19 protein-coding genes are annotated in these 18,199 nt (G+C 71.6%); 6 read left to right on the top strand and 13 right to left on the bottom strand.

Annotated elements, in window-relative coordinates; all coding sequences use genetic code 11:
• Nucleotides 1–3: 3 nt before the first annotated feature.
• Entirely contained in the window at nucleotides 4–819 is an 816-nt protein-coding gene (locus tag ACBJ32_RS22705; protein ID WP_375128383.1) for a purine-nucleoside phosphorylase, read from the top strand.
• Nucleotides 816–2,444 carry a phospho-sugar mutase gene (locus ACBJ32_RS22710; RefSeq protein WP_375128384.1) on the top strand — a complete coding sequence of 543 codons (1,629 nt, stop codon included), beginning with the start codon at nucleotides 816–818 and terminating at the stop codon, nucleotides 2,442–2,444. The genes ACBJ32_RS22705 and ACBJ32_RS22710 overlap by 4 nt, the downstream gene beginning before the upstream one ends.
• Before the next feature lie 55 nt (nucleotides 2,445–2,499).
• Here ACBJ32_RS22710 and ACBJ32_RS22715 read toward each other — a convergent pair whose 3' ends face one another.
• From ACBJ32_RS22715 to ACBJ32_RS22725, 3 genes are read right to left on the bottom strand one after another with little or no spacing between them, the layout of a single operon-like run.
• Nucleotides 2,500–2,985, bottom strand: a complete 486-nt coding sequence (locus ACBJ32_RS22715) for a GyrI-like domain-containing protein (protein WP_357886734.1) — start codon at nucleotides 2,983–2,985, stop codon at nucleotides 2,500–2,502.
• Between the two features lie 10 nt (nucleotides 2,986–2,995).
• Nucleotides 2,996–3,940, bottom strand: a complete 945-nt coding sequence (locus tag ACBJ32_RS22720; RefSeq protein WP_375128466.1) for a sigma-70 family RNA polymerase sigma factor — start codon at nucleotides 3,938–3,940, stop codon at nucleotides 2,996–2,998.
• Between the two features lie 50 nt (nucleotides 3,941–3,990).
• On the bottom strand, nucleotides 3,991–4,806 hold the full coding sequence (locus tag ACBJ32_RS22725) for a MerR family transcriptional regulator (RefSeq protein ID WP_375128385.1): 816 nt from the start codon (nucleotides 4,804–4,806) through the stop codon (nucleotides 3,991–3,993).
• A gap of 109 nt (nucleotides 4,807–4,915) precedes the next feature.
• Between ACBJ32_RS22725 and ACBJ32_RS22730 the strand changes: the two genes are divergently transcribed.
• Genes ACBJ32_RS22730 through ACBJ32_RS22740 form a run of 3 tightly spaced genes read left to right on the top strand, consistent with a single transcriptional unit; the run spans nucleotide 4,916 to nucleotide 7,795 of the window.
• On the top strand, nucleotides 4,916–5,617 hold the full coding sequence (locus ACBJ32_RS22730) for a TetR/AcrR family transcriptional regulator (RefSeq protein ID WP_375128386.1): 702 nt from the start codon (nucleotides 4,916–4,918) through the stop codon (nucleotides 5,615–5,617).
• A complete protein-coding gene (locus tag ACBJ32_RS22735; RefSeq protein ID WP_375128387.1) occupies nucleotides 5,577–7,058 on the top strand; it encodes an AMP-binding protein in 1,482 nt (493 codons plus the stop codon). Before ACBJ32_RS22730 ends, ACBJ32_RS22735 begins: the two co-directional genes overlap by 41 nt.
• Nucleotides 7,055–7,795, top strand: coding sequence for an enoyl-CoA hydratase/isomerase family protein (locus tag ACBJ32_RS22740; protein ID WP_375128388.1), 741 nt, complete (start codon nucleotides 7,055–7,057; stop codon nucleotides 7,793–7,795). The genes ACBJ32_RS22735 and ACBJ32_RS22740 overlap by 4 nt, the downstream gene beginning before the upstream one ends.
• On the opposite strand, the gene ACBJ32_RS22745 is transcribed toward ACBJ32_RS22740, so the two are convergent.
• The 5 genes from ACBJ32_RS22745 to ACBJ32_RS22765 all read right to left on the bottom strand — a co-directional run bounded on the left by ACBJ32_RS22745 (nucleotide 7,792) and on the right by ACBJ32_RS22765 (nucleotide 12,009).
• Nucleotides 7,792–8,403, bottom strand: coding sequence for a PH domain-containing protein (locus ACBJ32_RS22745; RefSeq protein ID WP_375128389.1), 612 nt, complete (start codon nucleotides 8,401–8,403; stop codon nucleotides 7,792–7,794). The genes ACBJ32_RS22740 and ACBJ32_RS22745 overlap by 4 nt on opposite strands.
• Complete coding sequence (locus ACBJ32_RS22750) at nucleotides 8,400–9,473, bottom strand: adenosine deaminase (RefSeq protein WP_357886755.1); 1,074 nt, start codon at nucleotides 9,471–9,473, stop codon at nucleotides 8,400–8,402. The genes ACBJ32_RS22745 and ACBJ32_RS22750 overlap by 4 nt, the downstream gene beginning before the upstream one ends.
• 103 nt (nucleotides 9,474–9,576) lie before the next feature.
• The gene (locus ACBJ32_RS22755; RefSeq protein WP_357886758.1) at nucleotides 9,577–9,930 is read right to left on the bottom strand and encodes a cupin domain-containing protein; all 354 of its coding nucleotides are present in this window, start codon (nucleotides 9,928–9,930) and stop codon (nucleotides 9,577–9,579) included.
• 5 nt (nucleotides 9,931–9,935) lie between these two features.
• A complete protein-coding gene (locus ACBJ32_RS22760; protein WP_375128390.1) occupies nucleotides 9,936–10,514 on the bottom strand; it encodes a hypothetical protein in 579 nt (192 codons plus the stop codon).
• 133 nt (nucleotides 10,515–10,647) lie between these two features.
• A complete protein-coding gene (locus ACBJ32_RS22765) occupies nucleotides 10,648–12,009 on the bottom strand; it encodes an MFS transporter (protein WP_375128391.1) in 1,362 nt (453 codons plus the stop codon).
• A gap of 135 nt (nucleotides 12,010–12,144) precedes the next feature.
• Between ACBJ32_RS22765 and ACBJ32_RS22770 the strand changes: the two genes are divergently transcribed.
• The gene (locus ACBJ32_RS22770) at nucleotides 12,145–12,531 is read left to right on the top strand and encodes a MarR family transcriptional regulator (RefSeq protein WP_357886766.1); all 387 of its coding nucleotides are present in this window, start codon (nucleotides 12,145–12,147) and stop codon (nucleotides 12,529–12,531) included.
• Nucleotides 12,532–12,537: 6 nt separating this feature from the next.
• On the opposite strand, the gene ACBJ32_RS22775 is transcribed toward ACBJ32_RS22770, so the two are convergent.
• Genes ACBJ32_RS22775 through ACBJ32_RS22795 form a run of 5 tightly spaced genes read right to left on the bottom strand, consistent with a single transcriptional unit; the run spans nucleotide 12,538 to nucleotide 18,172 of the window.
• Nucleotides 12,538–13,815, bottom strand: coding sequence for a thymidine phosphorylase (locus ACBJ32_RS22775; protein ID WP_375128393.1), 1,278 nt, complete (start codon nucleotides 13,813–13,815; stop codon nucleotides 12,538–12,540).
• The gene (locus ACBJ32_RS22780; RefSeq protein ID WP_357886772.1) at nucleotides 13,815–14,210 is read right to left on the bottom strand and encodes a cytidine deaminase; all 396 of its coding nucleotides are present in this window, start codon (nucleotides 14,208–14,210) and stop codon (nucleotides 13,815–13,817) included. The genes ACBJ32_RS22775 and ACBJ32_RS22780 overlap by 1 nt, the downstream gene beginning before the upstream one ends.
• 16 nt (nucleotides 14,211–14,226) lie before the next feature.
• The gene (locus ACBJ32_RS22785; protein ID WP_357886775.1) at nucleotides 14,227–15,492 is read right to left on the bottom strand and encodes an ABC transporter permease; all 1,266 of its coding nucleotides are present in this window, start codon (nucleotides 15,490–15,492) and stop codon (nucleotides 14,227–14,229) included.
• Nucleotides 15,489–16,628 (bottom strand): ABC transporter permease, encoded by a 1,140-nt coding sequence (locus ACBJ32_RS22790; protein ID WP_375128394.1) that lies wholly within the window; start codon nucleotides 16,626–16,628, stop codon nucleotides 15,489–15,491. Before ACBJ32_RS22790 ends, ACBJ32_RS22785 begins: the two co-directional genes overlap by 4 nt.
• Entirely contained in the window at nucleotides 16,628–18,172 is a 1,545-nt protein-coding gene (locus tag ACBJ32_RS22795) for an ABC transporter ATP-binding protein (protein WP_357886781.1), read from the bottom strand. The genes ACBJ32_RS22790 and ACBJ32_RS22795 overlap by 1 nt, the downstream gene beginning before the upstream one ends.
• Nucleotides 18,173–18,199 lie beyond the last annotated feature (27 nt).

The following is an 18,199-nucleotide window of genomic DNA, read 5'->3' on the forward strand; positions in this document are numbered from 1 at the left end:
GGTGTGACCAAAGACGCATACACCCTGGCCAGTGAAGCCGCGACGGCGCTGCGGGGCGCCGCCGGCCTCGACACCTCCGACGCCGGCTTTGACACTGCCCTCGTCATGGGGTCGGGGTGGGTGCCCGCCGCCGACGCGATCGGTGAGACGGTGCGCGAGATCCCGTTCACGGACCTGCCCGGCTTCCGGGCGCCCGCCGTCGCGGGCCACGGCGGGAAGATCCGCGTCGTCCGCACCCCGTCAGGGCGGCACGCGCTGATCTTCCTCGGTCGCACCCACCTGTACGAGGGGCTCGGCGTGGACGCGGTGGTGCACGGCGTACGCACGGCGGCGGCGGCCGGCGTACGCACGCTCGTGCTCACCAACGCCGCCGGCGGCCTGCGGCCCGAGACGCAGGACGTCGGCGACCCCGTCCTGATCAGCGACCACATCAACCTGACCGGGGCCAACCCGATCACCGGCACCACGTTCATCGACCTCACCGAGGTCTACTCGCGCCGCCTGCGCGCGCTGGTCCGCGAGGTCGACCCGACCCTGGCCGAGGGCGTCTACGTGGCCTTCCGCGGCCCCACGTACGAGACGCCCGCCGAGATCCGCATGCTGCGCACGCTGGGCGGCGACATGGTCGGCATGTCCACCGTCCTGGAGGCCATCGCCGGCCGCGAGGCGAACCTGGAGGTGCTCGGCATCTCGCTGGTCACCAACCCCGGCGCGGGCCTGTCCGGCGAGCCGCTCGACCACGAGGAGGTCCTGGAGGTGGGCCGCGCCACGGCCGCGCGCATGGGCGTGCTGCTGGCCAAGGTGGTGGACCGGCTGTGACCCTCGTGGAAACGGCCCGCGCCTGGCTGGCGCAGGACCCCGACCCCGACACCCGGGCCGAGCTCTCCGCCCTGATCGACGCCGAGGACCTGCCGGCCCTGGAGGAGCGCTTCGGGGCCAAGCTGGAGTTCGGCACCGCGGGCCTGCGCGGCGAGCTGGGCGCGGGCCCCAACCGGATGAACCGCGTCACCGTCATGCGGGCCGCCGCCGGCCTGGCCGCGGTGCTCGGGCTGGGCAAGCACGTGGTCATCGGCTACGACGCCCGGCACAAGTCCGACGTGTTCGCCCGCGACACGGCGGCCGTGCTGACGGGCGCCGGCCTGCACGCCTCGCTCCTGCCGTGCCCGCTGCCCACGCCCGTGCTGGCCTTCGCCGTGCGCCACCTCGGCGCCGACGCCGGCGTGACGGTCACCGCCAGCCACAACCCGCCGCGCGACAACGGCTACAAGGTCTACTGGGGCGACGGCTCGCAGATCACGCCGCCGATCGACGCCGAGATCTCGGCCGCCATCGACGCGGTGGGCCGCGTGGACGAGCTGCCGCTGCACGGCCCCGGCACGCTGACCGAGCTGGGCGAGGGCATCGTCGACGACTACCTCTCCGCCGTGACCGCCCTGCCGCTCGGCGACGCCCGCGACCTGCGCGTGGCGTACACGCCGCTGCACGGGGTCGGCGCGGCCACCCTCACCGACGCCTTCCTGCGCGCCGGCTTCGAGAGCCCGATGGCGGTCGAGGAGCAGCGCAACCCCGACCCCGACTTCCCCACGGTGGCCTTCCCCAACCCGGAGGAGCCGGGCGCGATGGACCTGGCCGTCGCCCTGGCCGCCAAGCTGGGCGCCGACCTGGTGCTGGCCAACGACCCCGACGCCGACAGGTGCGCGGTGGGCGTGCCGCTGCCCGGGGGCGGCGTACGGATGCTGACCGGCGACGAGGTCGGCGGCCTGCTGGCCGAGCACGTGATCACGCACACCAGCGGCGACCGCATGGTGGCCACCACCATCGTCTCCTCCTCCCTGCTCGGCAAGCTCGCCCGCGAGCACGGCGTGCGGTACGGCGAGACGCTCACCGGCTTCAAGTGGATCATCAAGGCGGGCCCCGGCCTGGTCTTCGGCTACGAGGAGGCCCTCGGCTACAGCATCGGCTCCGACGCGGGCCTGCCGGTCAGGGACAAGGACGGCATCGGCGCGGCCCTGACGGTCGCGGCGATCGCGGCGGCGGCCAAGCGCGACGGCCGCACGCTGCTGGACCTCCTCGACGACCAGGCCCGCCGCTACGGCCTGCACGCCACGGCGCAGCTCTCGTTCCGCGTGGCCGACCTCTCGCTGATCGCCGCCGCCATGACCCGCCTGCGCGCCGACCCCGCGCCGGCGCTGGGCGGCCTGGCGGTGGAGCGGGTGGACGACCTGGCGCGCGGCGACGGCGGCCTGCCGCCCACCGACGGCCTGCGTTACCGCCTGTCGGGCGGCGCCCGCGTGGTGGTACGCCCGTCCGGGACCGAGCCCAAGCTGAAGTGTTACCTGGAGGTCGTCGCCCCCGTCACGGGCACCCCGGCGGCGGCCAGGGCGGCGGCTGAGCAGCGGCTCGGCGCCCTGAAGTCGGACCTCGCCGCGCGCCTGGGCCTGTGAACGCCGGCGCCTTCCGGGCGCGCCGAGCCGCTGCCCAGCGCCGGAGCGCGCCCGGTCAGGCCAGGCGGAACTGCAGGTCGGTGTCCCAGTTGCGCATGTCAGGCTCCACCCGCGGGTCCGTCTGGAACAGCTCCAGGCGGCACCCCCAGTGCTCCGCCCCGTCCTTCTCCGTCATGTCCCACGCCAGCCCCTGCTCCTCGCCCCACTTCAGCAGCGACTCGATGACGCCGAAGAGCTGGTCGGGATGGCCGTGGTGGGTGACGGTGGCGTAGCGGCCGGCGGGCAGGGTGGCGGCGAAGAGGTCGCCCTCGCCCTCCACCGGCGCGGACACCGGCACCCCCGCCTGCACCACCAGCCGGTCTGCGGCCATGTCGATGCTCTCGTAGCGCAGGAACGGCGCCCCCGCCGGGTACGCGCCGCGCTCGGCGAGCCAGCCGATGATCTCCCCGATGCGATCGGCGACCAGCCCGAAGGTGGTCATGGTGATGGTACGGCGCACCCCGATGTACGGGCGTTCGGGAAATTCGATGATCTGTGGCATGTTTCCTCCTTCACCCCTCAGTACGGAGCGCGGCGTCGAAACTCATCGGCAGCCCGAAGAACGGGAACAGCCCGGGATCGAGGTACGTGGTCTCGCCCGCGATCAACCCGCCGGAGACCTCCAGCACGACCAGCGCGAACGCCTCCCCGTTCGCGTCGTACTGGCCGAAGGCGGGGCAGCCGTTGGCCCGCGTCGGCAGCAGGCGGGAGCCGGCGCACGGCGCGCCTGAGGCGAGCAGGACCGCGCGGACGGCCTCCCGGCCCCGCAGCCACCACGTGAACGGCGGCATGGAGGAGGTGGCGTCCTCGTGCAGCAGCGAGACCAGCGCGTCCACGTCGTAGCGCTCGAAGGCCGTCACGTACCGGGCCAGCAGGGCCTCGTCCACCTCGTCGTCGAGCGGCGCCACCGCGGGGAGCCTGGTCCTGGCGCGCTGGAGGGCGCTGTTGACCGAGGTGACCGTGGTGGCGAGCAGCGTGGCCGTCTCGGCGGCGCTCCACTTGAGCACGTCGCGCAGGATGAGCACGGCCCGCTGGCGGGGCGGCAGGTGTTGCAGGGCCGCCACGAACGCCAGCCGTACCGTCTCGCGCGTGACGGCCAGGTCGGCGGGGTCGAGGACGCGGACGTCGGGGACGGGCTGGACCCAGCGGCTCTCCGGGAGCGGCTCGCCCAGGGTGGCCCCCAGGGTCGCGGCGGGGCCCAGGTCCATGGCGCGGGCGCGGCGCTGCGGGCCTCTGAGCATGTCGAGGCAGGCGTTCGTGGCCAGGTGGAACAGCCAGGAGCGCAGCGGGCCGCGCGCGGGGTCGTAGGTCCGCCACGCCCGGACGAACGCCTCCTGCACGGCGTCCTCGGCCTCGAAGCCGGAGCCGAGCATGCGGTAGCAGTAGCCGGTCAGCTCGGCGCGGTGCCGCTCCAGGTCCGTCTCCAGGCCACCGCCTCCCGGCCCCCGGCCCTCCAGGGCCGTCTCCAGGCCTGCGGGTTCCAGGTCCTGGCGGTCCAGGTCCGGGCTCAGCACGGGATCACCTCGATCTGCAGCTCTGTCACCCATTCGTCCCTGTCGCAGGGTACGTGCAGGCTGATCTCCCTGGCCAGGGCGCGGGAGCGGTAGCCGTTCTCCTCGATCCAGTGCGCCAGCGCCTGGAACGTCGACCACGCCTCCTCCATCGCCCCGTGGTGGATGATCGTGGCGGCCGTCTTGATGGCCGGCAGGTCCACCACGTCGAAGCCGTACGCGCCGGGCGGCACGTTCACCGGCAGGCAGGCGTGCACCATGATCGAGCCGTCGTCCTCCTGGAGGTAGTGGGCGATCCCGGGGCCGGCGATCCGGACGCCGGCGCCCTCCATCCGCCGGCACAGCTCGTCGAACAGCGGCGTGATGACCGGCCCGACGTGCTCCGGCTCGTAGCCGCCCGCCCTGGCGGCGAGCTGGGCGACGCGCGTGCGGGGCACGCTCTTGAGCAGGACCTCCGCCGTCCGCATCTGCCCCTCGGTCTCGATCGTCCGCAGCCGTGCCTCGACGTTGCGCAGCCTGGCCAGGTCGGCGCTGATCCTGGACTCCAGCTCGGCGCGGCGCAGGCGCACCATGCCGTGCAGTTCCTCCGTGCTGACCTTCTCGTCGAGGATGACCCTGACCTGCTCCAGCGTGAAGCCGAGGTCCTTGATCGCGACGATCCGGTTGAGCCTGGCGAGCTGGTCGGCCTGGTAGGACCGGTAGCCGGAGACCGGGTCCACGTGCGCGGGCCGCAGCAGGCCGATGGCGTCGTAGTGGCGGAGCATGCGTACGGACACCAGCCCCAGCCTGGCGAACTCTCCGATGCTGAACATGTCCTCTCCAGGTGTAGGACCTGACACGGTGTCACAGTCAACTATGGCGATTTTCCGGGCTCTGGGGTAACGTCCGAACAAAACGGGCGACCGAACGTTCGGTAGGAGTATGATCCAGGACCTCACCGACCGCGACACCGATGCCGGCGAGCGGATCAGGACGGCGGCGGTGCTGCTGTTCGCGCGGCAGGGTTACGCGGCCACCAGCATCAGAGACCTCGGCAAGGCGGTCAACATGACCAACGCCGGCATCTACCACCACGTCACCAGCAAGGAAGCCCTGCTGGCCGACCTCATGCGCGTCGCCCAGCGCGGCCTCATCGACTCCACCGAGCGCATGCTCGCCCCGTACCGGCGGCCCGCCGACCGCCTGTCCCTGCTCATCGGCTCGCTCACCGCCGTCCACGCCCGCAACCCCATGACCACCCGCGTCATGGACGGGGAGCTGCGCTCGCTCACCCCAGGCTCCGCCGCCCGCGACGAGATCATCGGGCTGCGCGACGCCTACGAGGCCCACTGGAAGGGCGCGCTGGCCGACGGCGTGGCCGAAGGCGTGTTCCGCGTCGCCGACGAGAGCCTGACCAGGCTCGCCCTGATGTCCATGTGCACCGGCACCAGCGAGTGGTACCGCCCCGACGGGCGCGCCACGCTGGAGCAGGTGTGCGCCGAGTTCGTCGCGATCGGCCTGGCCGCCGTCCGCGCCCCCGCCGTCGAGCCCCTCGCGACCGCCGACTTCTCCCTGCTGCCCGAGTATCCGTGGGAGCCGCTGGATGACCGAGACGATCCCCGACCTGATGAGGCACGCCGCTAGCACGTACGGCGCGCGCGAGTTCCTCCGCTTCCCCGACACCTCGATCACCTTCGCCGAGGCCGACGAGCGTTCCGACCGGCTGGCCGGCGCCCTGATCGACAAGGGCGTACGCCCCGGCGACCGCGTGGCGATCATGATGGACAACGTGCCCGGCTGGCCGCTGAGCTGGCTGGCCGTGCTCAAGGCGGGCGCGGTCACCGTGCCGGTCAACGTCCGCTACCGGGCCGCCGACCTGGAGCACGTCCTGCGGGACTCGGGCGCCGTGGCCACGATCACCACCGGCGAGCACGCCTCGCACGTCCCCGGCACCGTGCACCTCCTCGACGCGTTACGGGACGGCACGCCCCGCCCTGCCCGGCAGGCCGACCCCGATGATGTCGCGAATTTTCAGTACACGTCGGGCACCACGGGCTTTCCCAAGGCCTGCATGCTCACCCACGACTACTGGCTCAGGACCGCCCGCATCGCCGCCGACCAGGTCGCGCTCCGCGACGACGACGTCATGATGATCGCGCAGGCGTACTCGTACATGGACCCCCAGTGGGTCACCCTCCTGTGCCTGATGGGCGGCATCCCCCTGGTGGTGCTCCCCCGCTTCTCCGCCTCCGGGTTCTGGGCCTCGGCCAGGGAGCACGGCGCGACGCTCACGTACGTGCTGGGCACCATGCCCCTCCTGCTGCACAAGCAGCCGCCCCACCCGCACGACCGCGACAACCGCATGCGCGTGGTGCTCTGCTCGGGCATCCAGCCCGGCCTGCACGCCGCGTTCGAGGAGCGCTGGGGCGCGCCGTGGCGCGAGCTGTACGGCTCCACGGAGAGCGGCCCCGACCTGGTCTCGCCCCTCGACGCCGGCGACACGGTCGGCACCGGCGCGCTGGGCGTCGCGCCGCCGGGCAAGGAGGTCACGCTGGACGACGAGACCGGCGAGATCCTGGTCAGAGGCGTCCCCATGATGAAGGGCTACTGGAACCATCCGGAAGCCACCGCCCACGCCTTCAGAGGCGGCTGGTACCACACGGGCGACCTGGGTATCCGCGACGAGCACGGCCGCCTGCGCCACGCCGGGCGGATCAAGGACATGGTCCGCAGGGGTGGCGAGAACATCTCCTGCGCCGAGGTGGAGCACGTGCTCGCCCAGCACCCCGCGGTCCTGGCCGCGGCCCTCGTGCCCATCGCCGACGACCTGTGGGGCGAGGTCCCGAAGGCGTTCGTCCAGCTCCGTCCCGGCCACGCGGCCACCCGGGACACCGCCATGAGCGTGATCGGGCACGCCAGGGAGCGCCTGGCCCGCTTCAAGATCCCGGCGTACGTGGAGTTCGTCGAGGAGTTCACGCTGACCCCGTCGGCCCGCATCGAGAAGCGCCATCTCCTCCGCCCCGGGCGCGACCAGCGTGCCGCCCCCGCCATCCCGGTTTCCCAGCCCGACAAGGAGCAGCGATGATCGACGTGACCGTACGCGACGAGGTGGCCCTGATCACGCTCGCCCGCCCGGACAAGCTCAACGCCCTCACCGCCGCCATGCGCGCGGACCTGGCGGCGGCCGTCCGCGAGCACGGCACCGGCACCAGAGGCGTCGTGGTCACCGGCACCGGCCGGGCGTTCTCTGCCGGCGAGGACATCCACCAGGCCGTCGGCCGGTCGCTGGTCGAGGAGGTGGAGCTGTTCCACGACATGACCAGGGCCGTGCTGGAGACGCGCGTCCCGGTGGTGGCGGCGGTCAACGGGCTGGCCGTGGGCGGGGCCGCCGAATGGACCCTCTGCTTCGACGCCCGCATCGGCACCGCGGCGGCCGAGTACTTCTTCCCGGAGAACCACATCGGCCTGTCGATCTCCAACGCCGCCAGTTACCTGCTCCCCCGCCTCGCCGGCGGCAGGGCGTTGCGGCTGGTGCTCGACTCGACCCGGATGAGCGCGGACGACGCCCTGGCCGCGGGCCTGCTCGACGAGATCGTGCCCGCCGGGACGCTGGTGGAGGCGGCGATCGCCCGCGCGCGCCGCTGGAGCGCCCCCGGCACCGCCACCGCCGTGCACCTGGCCCTGCTGCGGCCGTCGGCGGCGGAGGTGGAGCGGGCCTTCCATGCGGAGACGGAGGCGGCCAAGCAGGTGGAGGCGTCGGGCATCGCCCAGGCCGGCATGGCCGCGTTCATCAGCAGGAGCAGGAGCCAGGACCGGCGCTAGGAGACGACGATGGCGGCGATCACCAGCACGACCGCGGCCACCAGCACCCCGATCGAGTCGTAGGACCAGCTCACCCGGGCCGGCGCGGCCTCCTCGCCGCGCCGCCTGGCCGACTCGGCGCGCTCGCGGATCTGGTCGCCCACCCAGTCGGCGTGCGTCTTGCCGGCGAACGCCTCCACCGCCGCCTGCTCGGCCCTGGGCAGCGTGGGCTCGGTCTTGAACCGCCCCCGCTGCTCGCCGGCGGTGCCGCGGCGCTGGGCCTTGGCGCGCTCGCGGGCGCTGCTCATCGGCGTCCACAGCCGCAGCACGCGCTCGTCGCCGTGCTGCACGGTGATGGCGTGCGACACCGTGACGTCCTCGATGGCGGCCCACGGCAGGAACGTGGTGCGGAACGGGTTGCGCCCCACCAGCCCCTCCTCCGTGAAGACGGTGGCGGGGCGCAGCGCGACGGCGTAGACGAGCGCCGTCAGCACCCCGAGCACGGCCAGCGCGACGAGCGACGGCTTGCCGTTGAACCGGACGATCAGGTCCCAGACGTTGAACGCGACGAACGCCAGCCACACCCACGCCAGCACGAACGCGGTCCTGGAACGGTAGGTCTGCTTCACGGCTGCCACTTGATCTGCTGGAAGCCCGGCTTGATCACGCCGTTGATCAGCGCCAGCCGCTCGTCGAACGGGATGAACGCCGACTTCATCGCGTTCACCGCGAACCACTGCAGGTCGTCCCAGCCGTAGCCGAACGCCTGCACCAGCTTGTGGAACTCCAGTGACACGCTCGTCGAGCTCATCAGCCGGTTGTCGGTGTTGACCGTGACCCGGAAGTGCAGCCGCCGCAGCAGCCCGATCGGGTGGTCGGCGATCGAGGCGGCGGCCCCGGTCTGCAGGTTGGACGTGGGGCACATCTCCAGCGGGATGCGCTTGTCGCGGACGTAGGCCGCCAGCCGCCCCAGCTTCGCGCTCCCGTCCTCGGCCACGGAGATGTCGTCGATGATGCGCACGCCGTGCCCGAGCCGGTCGGCGCCGCACCACTGGATGGCCTGCCAGATCGACGGCAGGCCGAACGCCTCGCCGGCGTGGATCGTGAAGTGGGCGTTCTCCCGCTGGAGGTACTCGAACGCGTCAAGATGCCGGGTGGGCGGGTAGCCGGCCTCGGCCCCCGCGATGTCGAACCCCACTACGCCGCCGTCGCGGTACCGCACGGCCAGCTCGGCGATCTCCCGGGAGCGCGCCTGGTGCCGCATCGCGGTCAGCAGGGTGCCCACCCGGACGCGGCGGCCTCGCGAGCCCTGCTCGAACCCCTCCAGCACCGCCTCCACCACCTGGTCCAGGCTCAGGCCCCTGGTGGTGTGCTGCTCGGGCGCGAAGCGCACCTCGGCGTAGACGACCCCGTCGTCGGCCAGGTCCTGGGCGCACTCGGCGGCCACCCGGACGAGCGACTCGCGGGTCTGCATGACGGCGACCGTGTGGTCGAACGTCTCCAGGTAACGTTCGAGCGATCCGGAGTCCGACGCCTCCTCGAACCACTGGCGGAGGTTGTCGGGATCGGTGGTGGGCAGCCGGGCGTAGTCGCTCTCCCTGGCCAGGTCGACGATCGTCTCGGCGCGGAGCCCGCCGTCGAGGTGATCGTGCAGCAAGACCTTGGGAGCGCGCCGGATCTCGTCATGCGTGGGGCTCATCTGGCCATGATATGAGCACCACCCGCCCCCGCGCCCAGGTGCGGCTCGCCCGCCACGCGCTCACCCCCGGCGGGAGGTCGTCGCGACCCCGCCGCCCCGGCGGTCAGTCGTCGCGGCCCGCCGTCTCCGGTGTGAACGCGGGCAGGCACACCGCGATGTACTCGGCCCCGTCCGGCCCCACGCTGTAGCGCACCTTCTCCCCCGGCGACGTCACCACCGACTGCCCGGCCTCCACCCGGGTCGTGCCCCCGGCGTGCTCCACGATCACCGTCCCCCGCAGGACGACGGTGTACTCGGTGAACGACGGCGTCTGCGCCGGCTCCTCCCACCCGGGCGGAGCGGTCATGTGCGCGATGGAGACCGCCTCGTCGCCACTGCTGACGCGGCCGATGTGCTCGTCGATGAGCTTGCCGCCGGGTACGGGGATGCGGGCCGGGCCCTCGATCTTTCTCACCACGGACGTCAGTGTGCCACGTCGAGGATCAGCCGGCTGGGCGAGCCCTGCTCGGTGAGCCGGAACGGGGCCCGCTTGCTCAGCACCAGCCCGATGCCGACGCGGGCCTCGAAGTCCCCGGTCCTGACGACGTCGGCGAGGGTGCCGAGGCGGGCCGGGTAGACGGGCCCGCCGCTCCAGGTGGGCCTTCCCTCCTCGTCGTGGGCGTTGGCGGGGAAGAGCGTGAGCTGGAGGTAGGCGCCACCGTGCACGTCGATGGGCTTTCCTGAGCCGTCCTGGACGAGCTCGTCCACCCATTTCACGCTGTATCCGGGAATGTCGCCCTTGAGGTCCACGACGAGCCGGTCGTACGTGTCGTGCGCGGCGTACCGCACGCCCGTCACCTCGGCGGGCTCCATCCCGGACCGGTCGACGTCCACCTCGGCGGTGCTGGTCGGCGCGGCGGATCCGGTGGAGGTCTGTCGCGGCAGTGTGGCGGTCTGCTGGGCGGTGCCGCACGCGGCGAGCAGGACGGCGAGGCAGGCGAGCGGAGCGGCCACGCGGGCGCCGCGCGGCATCGGGCCACGGGGCGGGGTTGACGAGCGCATGCCCGGTAGATGCCCAGCGTGCGGGCCTGCAAGCGGCGTCGCGGCGGATCGGCGCCATGCCCACCGGCCATTCCCGGACATCTCCCATGGAAGAGGGCCCCACCCGTGCCGGCGGGGCCCTCTCAGAGGTGGCTCAGACGGTCTCGTACACCTTCACGTCCTCCGCCACGGCGGGCACGTTCTTGCGGGCGCGCAGCCCCGTGGCCGAGATCACCAGCCCGACCAGGGCCAGCACCAGCGACACCACGATCGCCGCGCGCAGCGAGCCGATGGAGAGCGTCTCGCCGCCGCCCGAGGTGAGCACGGCGGTCACCACGGCCAGCACGATCGCGCCGCCGACCTGGCCGGAGGTGTTCAGCAGGCCGGAGGCCAGGCCCTGCTCGTCGTCGTCCACGCCGTTGGTGGCCTGGATGTTGAGCGAGGGGAAGGACAGCGCGAACGCGATGCCCAGCAGGATCATGCCGGGGATCACCATGCCGCCCAGGCTGGGGGTGCGGTCGATGCCGAGGAAGATGGCGTACCCGCCGGCCAGCGCGGCGGCGCCGATCACGATCAGCTTGCCGGTGCCGAACCGGTCGGCGAAGTCGCCCATCTTCGTCGAGGTGACGGCGACGAGCAGGCCGGCGGGCAGGAACGCCATGGCGGTGCCCAGTGCCGACCAGCCGAGCAGGTTCTGGAAGTACTGCATGGCCACGAACTGGAAGGAGACGTACGAGCCCATGAGGATGAGCAGGCCCAGGTTGGCCCGCACGATGTGCCCGGAGCGCAGGATGCCCAGCCGCACCAGCGGGTGGCGCGTCCGCAGCTCGGCGAAGACGAACAGGCCGAGCAGCGCGGCCACGCCCACGAGCGAGCCGATCGTCTGGAACGAGGCCCAGCCGGCCTCGGGCGCCTGCACGACCGTGAACACCAGCAGCAGCATCGACGCGGTGATCGTCACGGCGCCGACCAGGTCGTGACCGCCCTCGGCCCGCTCCTCCCGGCCCTTCGGCAGCACCTTCAACGCGGCCACCAGCGCGATCACCGCGACGGGCACCGGCATGAGCAGCGTCCACCGCCAGCCGATCTCGGTCAGCAAGCCGGACAGCACCAGGCCGAGCGAGTAGCCGCTCGCACCGCAGGCGGTGAATATGCTCAACGCCCTGTTGCGCTCCGGGCCTTCGGGAAAGGTCGTCGTGATGATCGACAAAGCGGCGGGCGCGGTGAAGGCGGCGGCCACACCCTTGACGAACCTGGCCGCGATCAGCAGCGCCCCGTCGTCCACGACACCACCGAGCAACGACGCCACAGCGAAGACGCCGAGCGCGGCCAGGAACACCCTGCGCCGCCCCAGCAGGTCGGCGGTCCTGCCCCCGAGCAGCAGAAGACCGCCGTAGCCGAGCACGTAGCCGCTGACCACCCATTGCAAGGACGACGTCGTCAGGCCCAGGTCGTGCTGGATGGCGGGCAGGGCCACACCGACCATCGAGACGTCCAGGGCATCAAGAAAGATCACAGCGCAGAGCACGGCGAGCGCGCCCCAACGGGATGAGGAAGAGGACATGGGTCAGAACAATACATGCACACACATCTAATGCAAGCGCATTTAATGTCGTTGCATGAGTTTTCCCGAAGTGGTAACCTCCGCGACATGGACGAGCGGTTCGTGGTGGACACCTGGCACTACGTCCTGGCGAAACATGCCAAGGCCATGTGCCAGCTGGAGCGCGAGCTGGGCGACCGGCACGGGCTGGGGCCCAGCGAGTTCGAGGTGCTGGATCGGATCGTGCACCACGACAGGAAGCTCCGCATCCAGGAGCTGTGCGAGGAAGTCCATCTGAGCCAGAGCGCGCTGTCGCGGGTGGTGGCTCGCCTGGAGAAGGCCGCGCTCGTGACGCGCGGGGTGTGCGACAGCGATCGGCGCGGGGTGTTCGTGTGCATCACGGACGAGGGGCGCGCCCGCCACGCCGAGGCTCTGCCGACGCAGCGGGCGGTGCTGACCGAGGTCTTCGCCGACGCCCCGGTCTCGGTCCCCTGACCCGCGCTACGGGGCCGTGATGCGGTCGATGACCAGGGGAAGCTGCTCCACGGCCGCCTCTCCCACCGCGTAGCCGCCCTCCAGGGCCTCCAGCGCCCGCTCGAAGCGGGACGTCTCGTCGGCGTGCAGCGTCATCAGCGGCTGCCCGGCCCGCACCAGGTCGCCCGGCTTGGCGTGCAGCTCGATCCCGGCCCCTGACGAGACCGGGTCCTCCTTGCGTGCCCGCCCGGCCCCGAGCCGCCAGGCGGCCAGCCCCACGGCGTACGCGTCCAGCCGGGTCAGCACGCCGGACCCGGGCACCTCCACGGTCGTCGTCTCGGCGGCCCGGGGCAGCAGCGCGTCCGGGTCCCCGCCCTGGGCGGAGATCATGCGCCGCCACGCGTCCATGGCGGACCCGTCCTCCAGCGCCTTCTCCGGGTCCTTGCCAGAGATCCCGGCGGCCTCCAGCATCTCCCGCGCCAGCCGCACCGTCAGCTCCACCACGTCGGCGGGCCCGCCGCCGACGAGCACCTCGACCGACTCGGCGACCTCCAGCGCGTTGCCCACGGCCCGGCCCAGCGGCCGGTCCATGGCGGTCAGCAGCGCGACGGTGCGCACCCCCGCGTCGGTGCCGAGCGCGACCATGGTCTCGGCCAGCTCGCGCGCCGCCGGGACGGTCTTCATGAACGCCCCGGACCCCACCTTCACGTCCAGGACCAGCGAGCCGGTCCCCTCGGCGATCTTCTTCGACATGATGGACGAGGCGATGAGCGGGATCGACTCGACGGTGCCGGTGACGTCGCGCAGCGCGTACAGCTTCTTGTCGGCGGGCGCCAGCCCCGACCCGGCCGCGCACACCACGGCCCCGGCGGAACGCAGCACGTCCAGCATCTCGGCGTTGGAGAGCGAGGCCCGCCAGCCGGGGATCGACTCCAGCTTGTCGAGGGTGCCGCCCGTGTGCCCGAGCCCGCGCCCGGACAGCTGCGGCACGTACGCGCCGCACGCCGCCACGAGCGGTGCCAGCGGCAGGGTGATCTTGTCGCCGACGCCGCCCGTCGAGTGCTTGTCGGCCGTGGGCCGGTCGAGGACGGACCAGTCCATGCGCTCGCCCGAGCGGATCATGGCCTGGGTCCAGTCGGCGATCTCGCGCCGGTCCATGCCGTTCAGCAGGATCGCCATGGCCAGCGCCGACATCTGCTCGTCGGCCACGTCACCACGCGTGTACGCGTCGATCACCCAGTCGATCTGGGCCGTGGTCAGCTCGCCCCGGTCCCGCTTGGCGCGGATGACCTCGATGGCGTCCATCACGCGCTCCTGCTGAGATCCTGGGGTCCGAACGCGTACGGCAGGATCTCGGCCATGCGCTTCGGCCCGTCCTCGGTCTCGACCAGCAGGTCCTCGCCGCCGAACTCGTACAGGAGCTGGCGGCAGCGCCCGCACGGCATCAGCAGCTCGCCGTGGCCGTCCACGCAGGTGAAGGCCACCAGCCTGCCGCCGCCCGAGCGCTGCAGCGCCGAGACCAGACCGCACTCGGCGCACAGGCCCAGGCCGTAGGAGGCGTTCTCGACGTTGCAGCCCGTGACGATCCGCCCGTCGTCCACCAGCGCGGCCGCGCCTACGGGGAACTTGGAGTACGGCGCGTACGCGTGCCTCATGGCCTCGGTCGCCTCGTCGCGCAGGCCGTTCCAGTCGATCTTCAATGTTGTTCCTTTCGGCCTAATGCTGCTCGCCCCGGCGGTAGACGACGCCGTCGGCCTTGGGCATCCGCAGGCGCTGCGAAGCGGCCAAGAGCACGAGCAACGTGAGCACGTGTGGTGTCATATGGACCAAGTTGTCCGGCAACTTGTCGACGGTCAGCCAGAGCCACAGCAGGATGACCATGCCCAGGGCGGCCGAGGCCATCAGGGTGTACTGCTTGACACCCTTGGATTCCAGCTCGTCGGACATCAGGCGGCGGATCTGCGTGCCCAGGTAGATCAGCAACAGGAGCGCGCCGAACAGGAAGAACGAGGTGATGGCGCCGGTGCTGCGCACCTGCAGGCCGTCGGCGTAACCGAACAGGGAGGCGCCGACCGCGAGCCCGCCGGGCCGCCAGTTACCGAAGATCATGGCGGCCAGGCCGATGAAGCCGCGCCCGTTCGTCTGGCCCTCGACGTACTTGGTGGCGGAGATGACCAGGAGCGCGCCGCCGAGCCCGGCGAACGCGCCGGAGACGACGACGGCAAGGTACTTGATCCGGTAGACGTTCACGCCCAGCGACTCGGCCGCCCACGGGTTCTCGCCCGCCGAGCGCAGCCGCAGGCCGAACGCCGTGTGCCAGAGCACGAAGAAGGTCAGCGGCAGCAGCAGCACGGCCAGGATCACCAGGACATTGACGTCGTGCGTGAGCCCGCGCAGGATGCCCGCCACGTCCGACAGCAGGAACCAGTGGGTGCTCTCCAGCTTGCCGAGCAGGTCGGGACCGTCGGAGAGCAGGGGGAAGCTGACCTCGGTGGGCTTGCCCATCGAGGGCGACGTGGTGATGCCCGCGCCGGCCTCGTTCGCCGGGGTGCCCTCCTTGTACAGGACCTCCGACAGGAAGCGGGTGATGCCGGGACCGAGCAGGTTGATGGCCACGCCGCTGATGATGTGGTCCACGCCGAACGTCACGGTGGCGATGGCGTGCAGCAGGCCGCCCAGCGCGCCGCCGAGCAGCCCGGCGACCAGCGCGGCCACCGGGCCCCACTGGTATCCGGCCCAGCCGGCGAACCAGGTGCCGAGCACCATCATGCCTTCGAGGCCGATGTTGACCACGCCGGCCCGCTCGGCCCACAGGCCGCCGAGCCCGGCCAGCGCGATCGGCACCGCGAGCGTCAGGGCCGCGGCGATCGTACCGGAGGAGGTGATGATGTCCTGGCCGGACAGGACCCTGACCAGCGACATCAGCAGGATGAGCGCGGCGACGGCGATGAGCGCCACGTGGTACTTGCCGACCCTGGTCATGCTGCCACCTCTGCCGGTGCGTTCGTGCCGAGCTGCTCAGCTGCTCTGCGCTCTTCGAGCCTGAGCGCCAGGCGCTTGGTGATCTCATTGGCGATCACGACGAGCAGGACGATCGTGCCCTGGATGATCGTGACCACGGAAGCCGGCACGTTCGCTTCCTGCAGTGGTCCCTGCGCGCGGTCGAGGAAGGCGAACAGCAGCGCGGCGATCGCGATGCCGCCGGGCTTGTTCCGGCCGAGCAGAGCCACCGCGATGCCGAGGAATCCCAGTCCGGCGGTGAAGTTGGAGTTGAAGGCGCCCCTGTCGCCGAGGATCTCCGGCAGCCCGATCAGCCCGGCGATCGCACCGGACATGACCATCGCCGCAATGATCATCTTCTTGGGGCCGACGCCCGAGGCCAGCGCCGCCGGGCCGTTGAGCCCGCTGGCCTTGATGTTGAAGCCGAAGCGGGTGCGCTCCAGCACGAGCCAGACCACCACGCCCAGCACGACCGCCACCAGCAGGAAGCCCCACAGGCCGCCCGCGCGGGTCGGCGCCGGCATCCCGAACCACTCGAAGACGAAGTTCAGGTCGGGGAACATGGCCGACTCGGGCAGCTCGGGCGTCGTGGTCGTGAGCTGCCCTTCCTTCTGACCGCTGAACGGCCCCTGGACCAGGTAAGCGGTCAGGTTGAGCGCGATGTAGTTCAGCATGATCGTGGAGATGACCTCGTTCACGCCCCTGGTCACCTTCATGACCGCCGGGATCAGCGCGTACAGGCCGCCGACCAGCGCCGCGACAACGACGATCACCACGATCTGGATCACCGGGGGCGCCACGAACGTCGAGCCCACGTAGGCCGCGCAGATGGCGGCCAGGCGGTACTGGCCCTCGACGCCGATGTTGAACAGGTTCATCCGGAAGCCGACGGCCACGGCAAGCCCGGCGATGAACAGCGGGATCGCCCGGTCGACGAGCGCCGCGACGCCGTTCATCTGCGCCCGATCCGACGGGCCGAAGTTGAAGAAGGCGGCGAACGCGTCGAGCGGCCCGCCGCCCGCCGCGACGATCGCCACGCTGCAGATCGCGATCGCCAGGATGACGGCGACGATGGCGCCGGCGACGGTGAGCAGCGCCCGGTTGAGCCCGGCGGGCATCACGTCTCCTCAGTACCGGCGATGGCGCCGGTCATGTAACCGCCCAGCCGTTCGGGCGTGATGTCGGAAGGGTCGAGCGCGGCCACGAGCCGCCCCCGGTAGATGACCTGGATCGTGTCGGACAGCCCGATCAGCTCGTCGAGGTCGGCCGAGATGAGCAGCACGGCGAGCCCGGCGGCGCGGGCGTTGCGCAGGTGGTCCCAGATGGCGGCCTGGGCGCCGACGTCCACGCCCCGGGTGGGGTGGGCGGCGATGAGGAAGACGGGATCTCCGCTCATCTCGCGGCCCACGATCAGCTTCTGCTGGTTGCCGCCCGACAGGGCCAGGGCCAGGGTCTCGACGCTGGGCGTGCGCACGTCGTACTCCTTGACGATGCGCTCGGTGTCGGCCTTGGACGCCCTCCGGTTGATCCAGATGCCGCTGCGCGCGGGCTTCCTGGTCTGGTGGCCGAGCACCCGGTTCTCCCACAGCGACGCCTCCAGGAGCAGGCCCTGGCGGTGGCGGTCCTCGGGGATGTAGCCGATGCCGGATTCGCGACGCTTCAGCGTGGACCAGGTGGTGATGTCTTGGCCGGCGAGCTCGATGCGGCCCTGGGCGGGTCGGATGCCCATGATGGCCTCGATCAGCTCGGACTGGCCGTTGCCCTCGACGCCGGCGATGCCCAGGATCTCGCCCTGGTGGATCTCGAAGGAGACGTCGTCGAGGAGCAGGCGCTCGCCCTCGCCGGGCATGGTCAGCTCGGAGACCTGCAGCGTGACGGTGTCGGTCACGGTGGACTCGCGCGTCTCCGGAGTGGGCAGCTCGCTGCCCACCATGAGCTCGGCCAGCTGGCGCGCGGTGACGTCGGACGGGTTCACGCTGGCGACCGTGGTGCCGCGCCGGATCACGGTGATCGCGTCGGCGATGTCGAGCACCTCGTCGAGCTTGTGGGAGATGAAGATGACCGTGAGGCCCTCGGCCTTGAGCTCGCGCAGGTTCTGGAAGAGCTCCTCGACCTCCTGCGGCACCAGCACGGCCGTGGGCTCGTCGAGGATGAGGATGCGGGCCCCGCGGTAGAGGACCTTGAGGATCTCCACGCGCTGGCGGTCGCCGACGCCGAGGTCCTCCACGAGCCGGTCGGGATCGACCCGCAGGCCGTGGGTCTCGGCCAGCTGGACGATGCGCCTGCGGGCGGCGGCCGTGTCGAGCCTGCCGAGCCGCTTCGGCTCGGCCCCGAGGACGATGTTCTCCAGGACCGTGAAGTTGTCGGCGAGCATGAAGTGCTGGTGCACCATGCCGATCCCGACCGCGATGGCGTCGCTCGGCGTGCGGAAGCTGACCTCCGCGCCGTTGACCTTGATCGTCCCCTCGTCCGGCTTCTGCATGCCGTAGAGGATCTTCATCAGGGTGGATTTGCCCGCGCCGTTCTCCCCGACGATGGCGTGCACCGTGCCGGGCTGGACGGTGATGCGGATGTCGTGGTTCGCGACGACACCGGGGAAACGCTTGGTGATGCCCTCCAGCTCTACGGCGGGTTTCACCGTGGCCAGGGTGTCAGCACTCATTTCGCCTCTCCTACAGGGGGCGGCATA

The organism is Nonomuraea sp. GTA35, assembly GCF_041950525.1.
In the GTDB taxonomy this organism is placed as follows: domain Bacteria; phylum Actinomycetota; class Actinomycetes; order Streptosporangiales; family Streptosporangiaceae; genus Nonomuraea.

What these genes read in the sequence shown, in the direction of transcription:
- ACBJ32_RS22725 (WP_375128385.1), bottom strand. Translation starts at nt 4,806, where the DNA reads ATGTTCAGCATCGGAGAGTTCGCCAGGCTGGGGCTGGTGTCCGTACGC.
- ACBJ32_RS22735 (WP_375128387.1), top strand. Translation starts at nt 5,577, where the DNA reads ATGACCGAGACGATCCCCGACCTGATGAGGCACGCCGCTAGCACGTAC.
- ACBJ32_RS22715 (WP_357886734.1), bottom strand. Translation starts at nt 2,985, where the DNA reads ATGCCACAGATCATCGAATTTCCCGAACGCCCGTACATCGGGGTGCGC.
- ACBJ32_RS22775 (WP_375128393.1), bottom strand. Translation starts at nt 13,815, where the DNA reads ATGGACGCCATCGAGGTCATCCGCGCCAAGCGGGACCGGGGCGAGCTG.
- ACBJ32_RS22790 (WP_375128394.1), bottom strand. Translation starts at nt 16,628, where the DNA reads ATGCCCGCCGGGCTCAACCGGGCGCTGCTCACCGTCGCCGGCGCCATC.
- ACBJ32_RS22795 (WP_357886781.1), bottom strand. Translation starts at nt 18,172, where the DNA reads ATGAGTGCTGACACCCTGGCCACGGTGAAACCCGCCGTAGAGCTGGAG.
- ACBJ32_RS22740 (WP_375128388.1), top strand. Translation starts at nt 7,055, where the DNA reads ATGATCGACGTGACCGTACGCGACGAGGTGGCCCTGATCACGCTCGCC.
- ACBJ32_RS22760 (WP_375128390.1), bottom strand. Translation starts at nt 10,514, where the DNA reads ATGCGCTCGTCAACCCCGCCCCGTGGCCCGATGCCGCGCGGCGCCCGC.
- ACBJ32_RS22770 (WP_357886766.1), top strand. Translation starts at nt 12,145, where the DNA reads ATGGACGAGCGGTTCGTGGTGGACACCTGGCACTACGTCCTGGCGAAA.
- ACBJ32_RS22785 (WP_357886775.1), bottom strand. Translation starts at nt 15,492, where the DNA reads ATGACCAGGGTCGGCAAGTACCACGTGGCGCTCATCGCCGTCGCCGCG.
- ACBJ32_RS22730 (WP_375128386.1), top strand. Translation starts at nt 4,916, where the DNA reads ATGATCCAGGACCTCACCGACCGCGACACCGATGCCGGCGAGCGGATC.
- ACBJ32_RS22750 (WP_357886755.1), bottom strand. Translation starts at nt 9,473, where the DNA reads ATGAGCCCCACGCATGACGAGATCCGGCGCGCTCCCAAGGTCTTGCTG.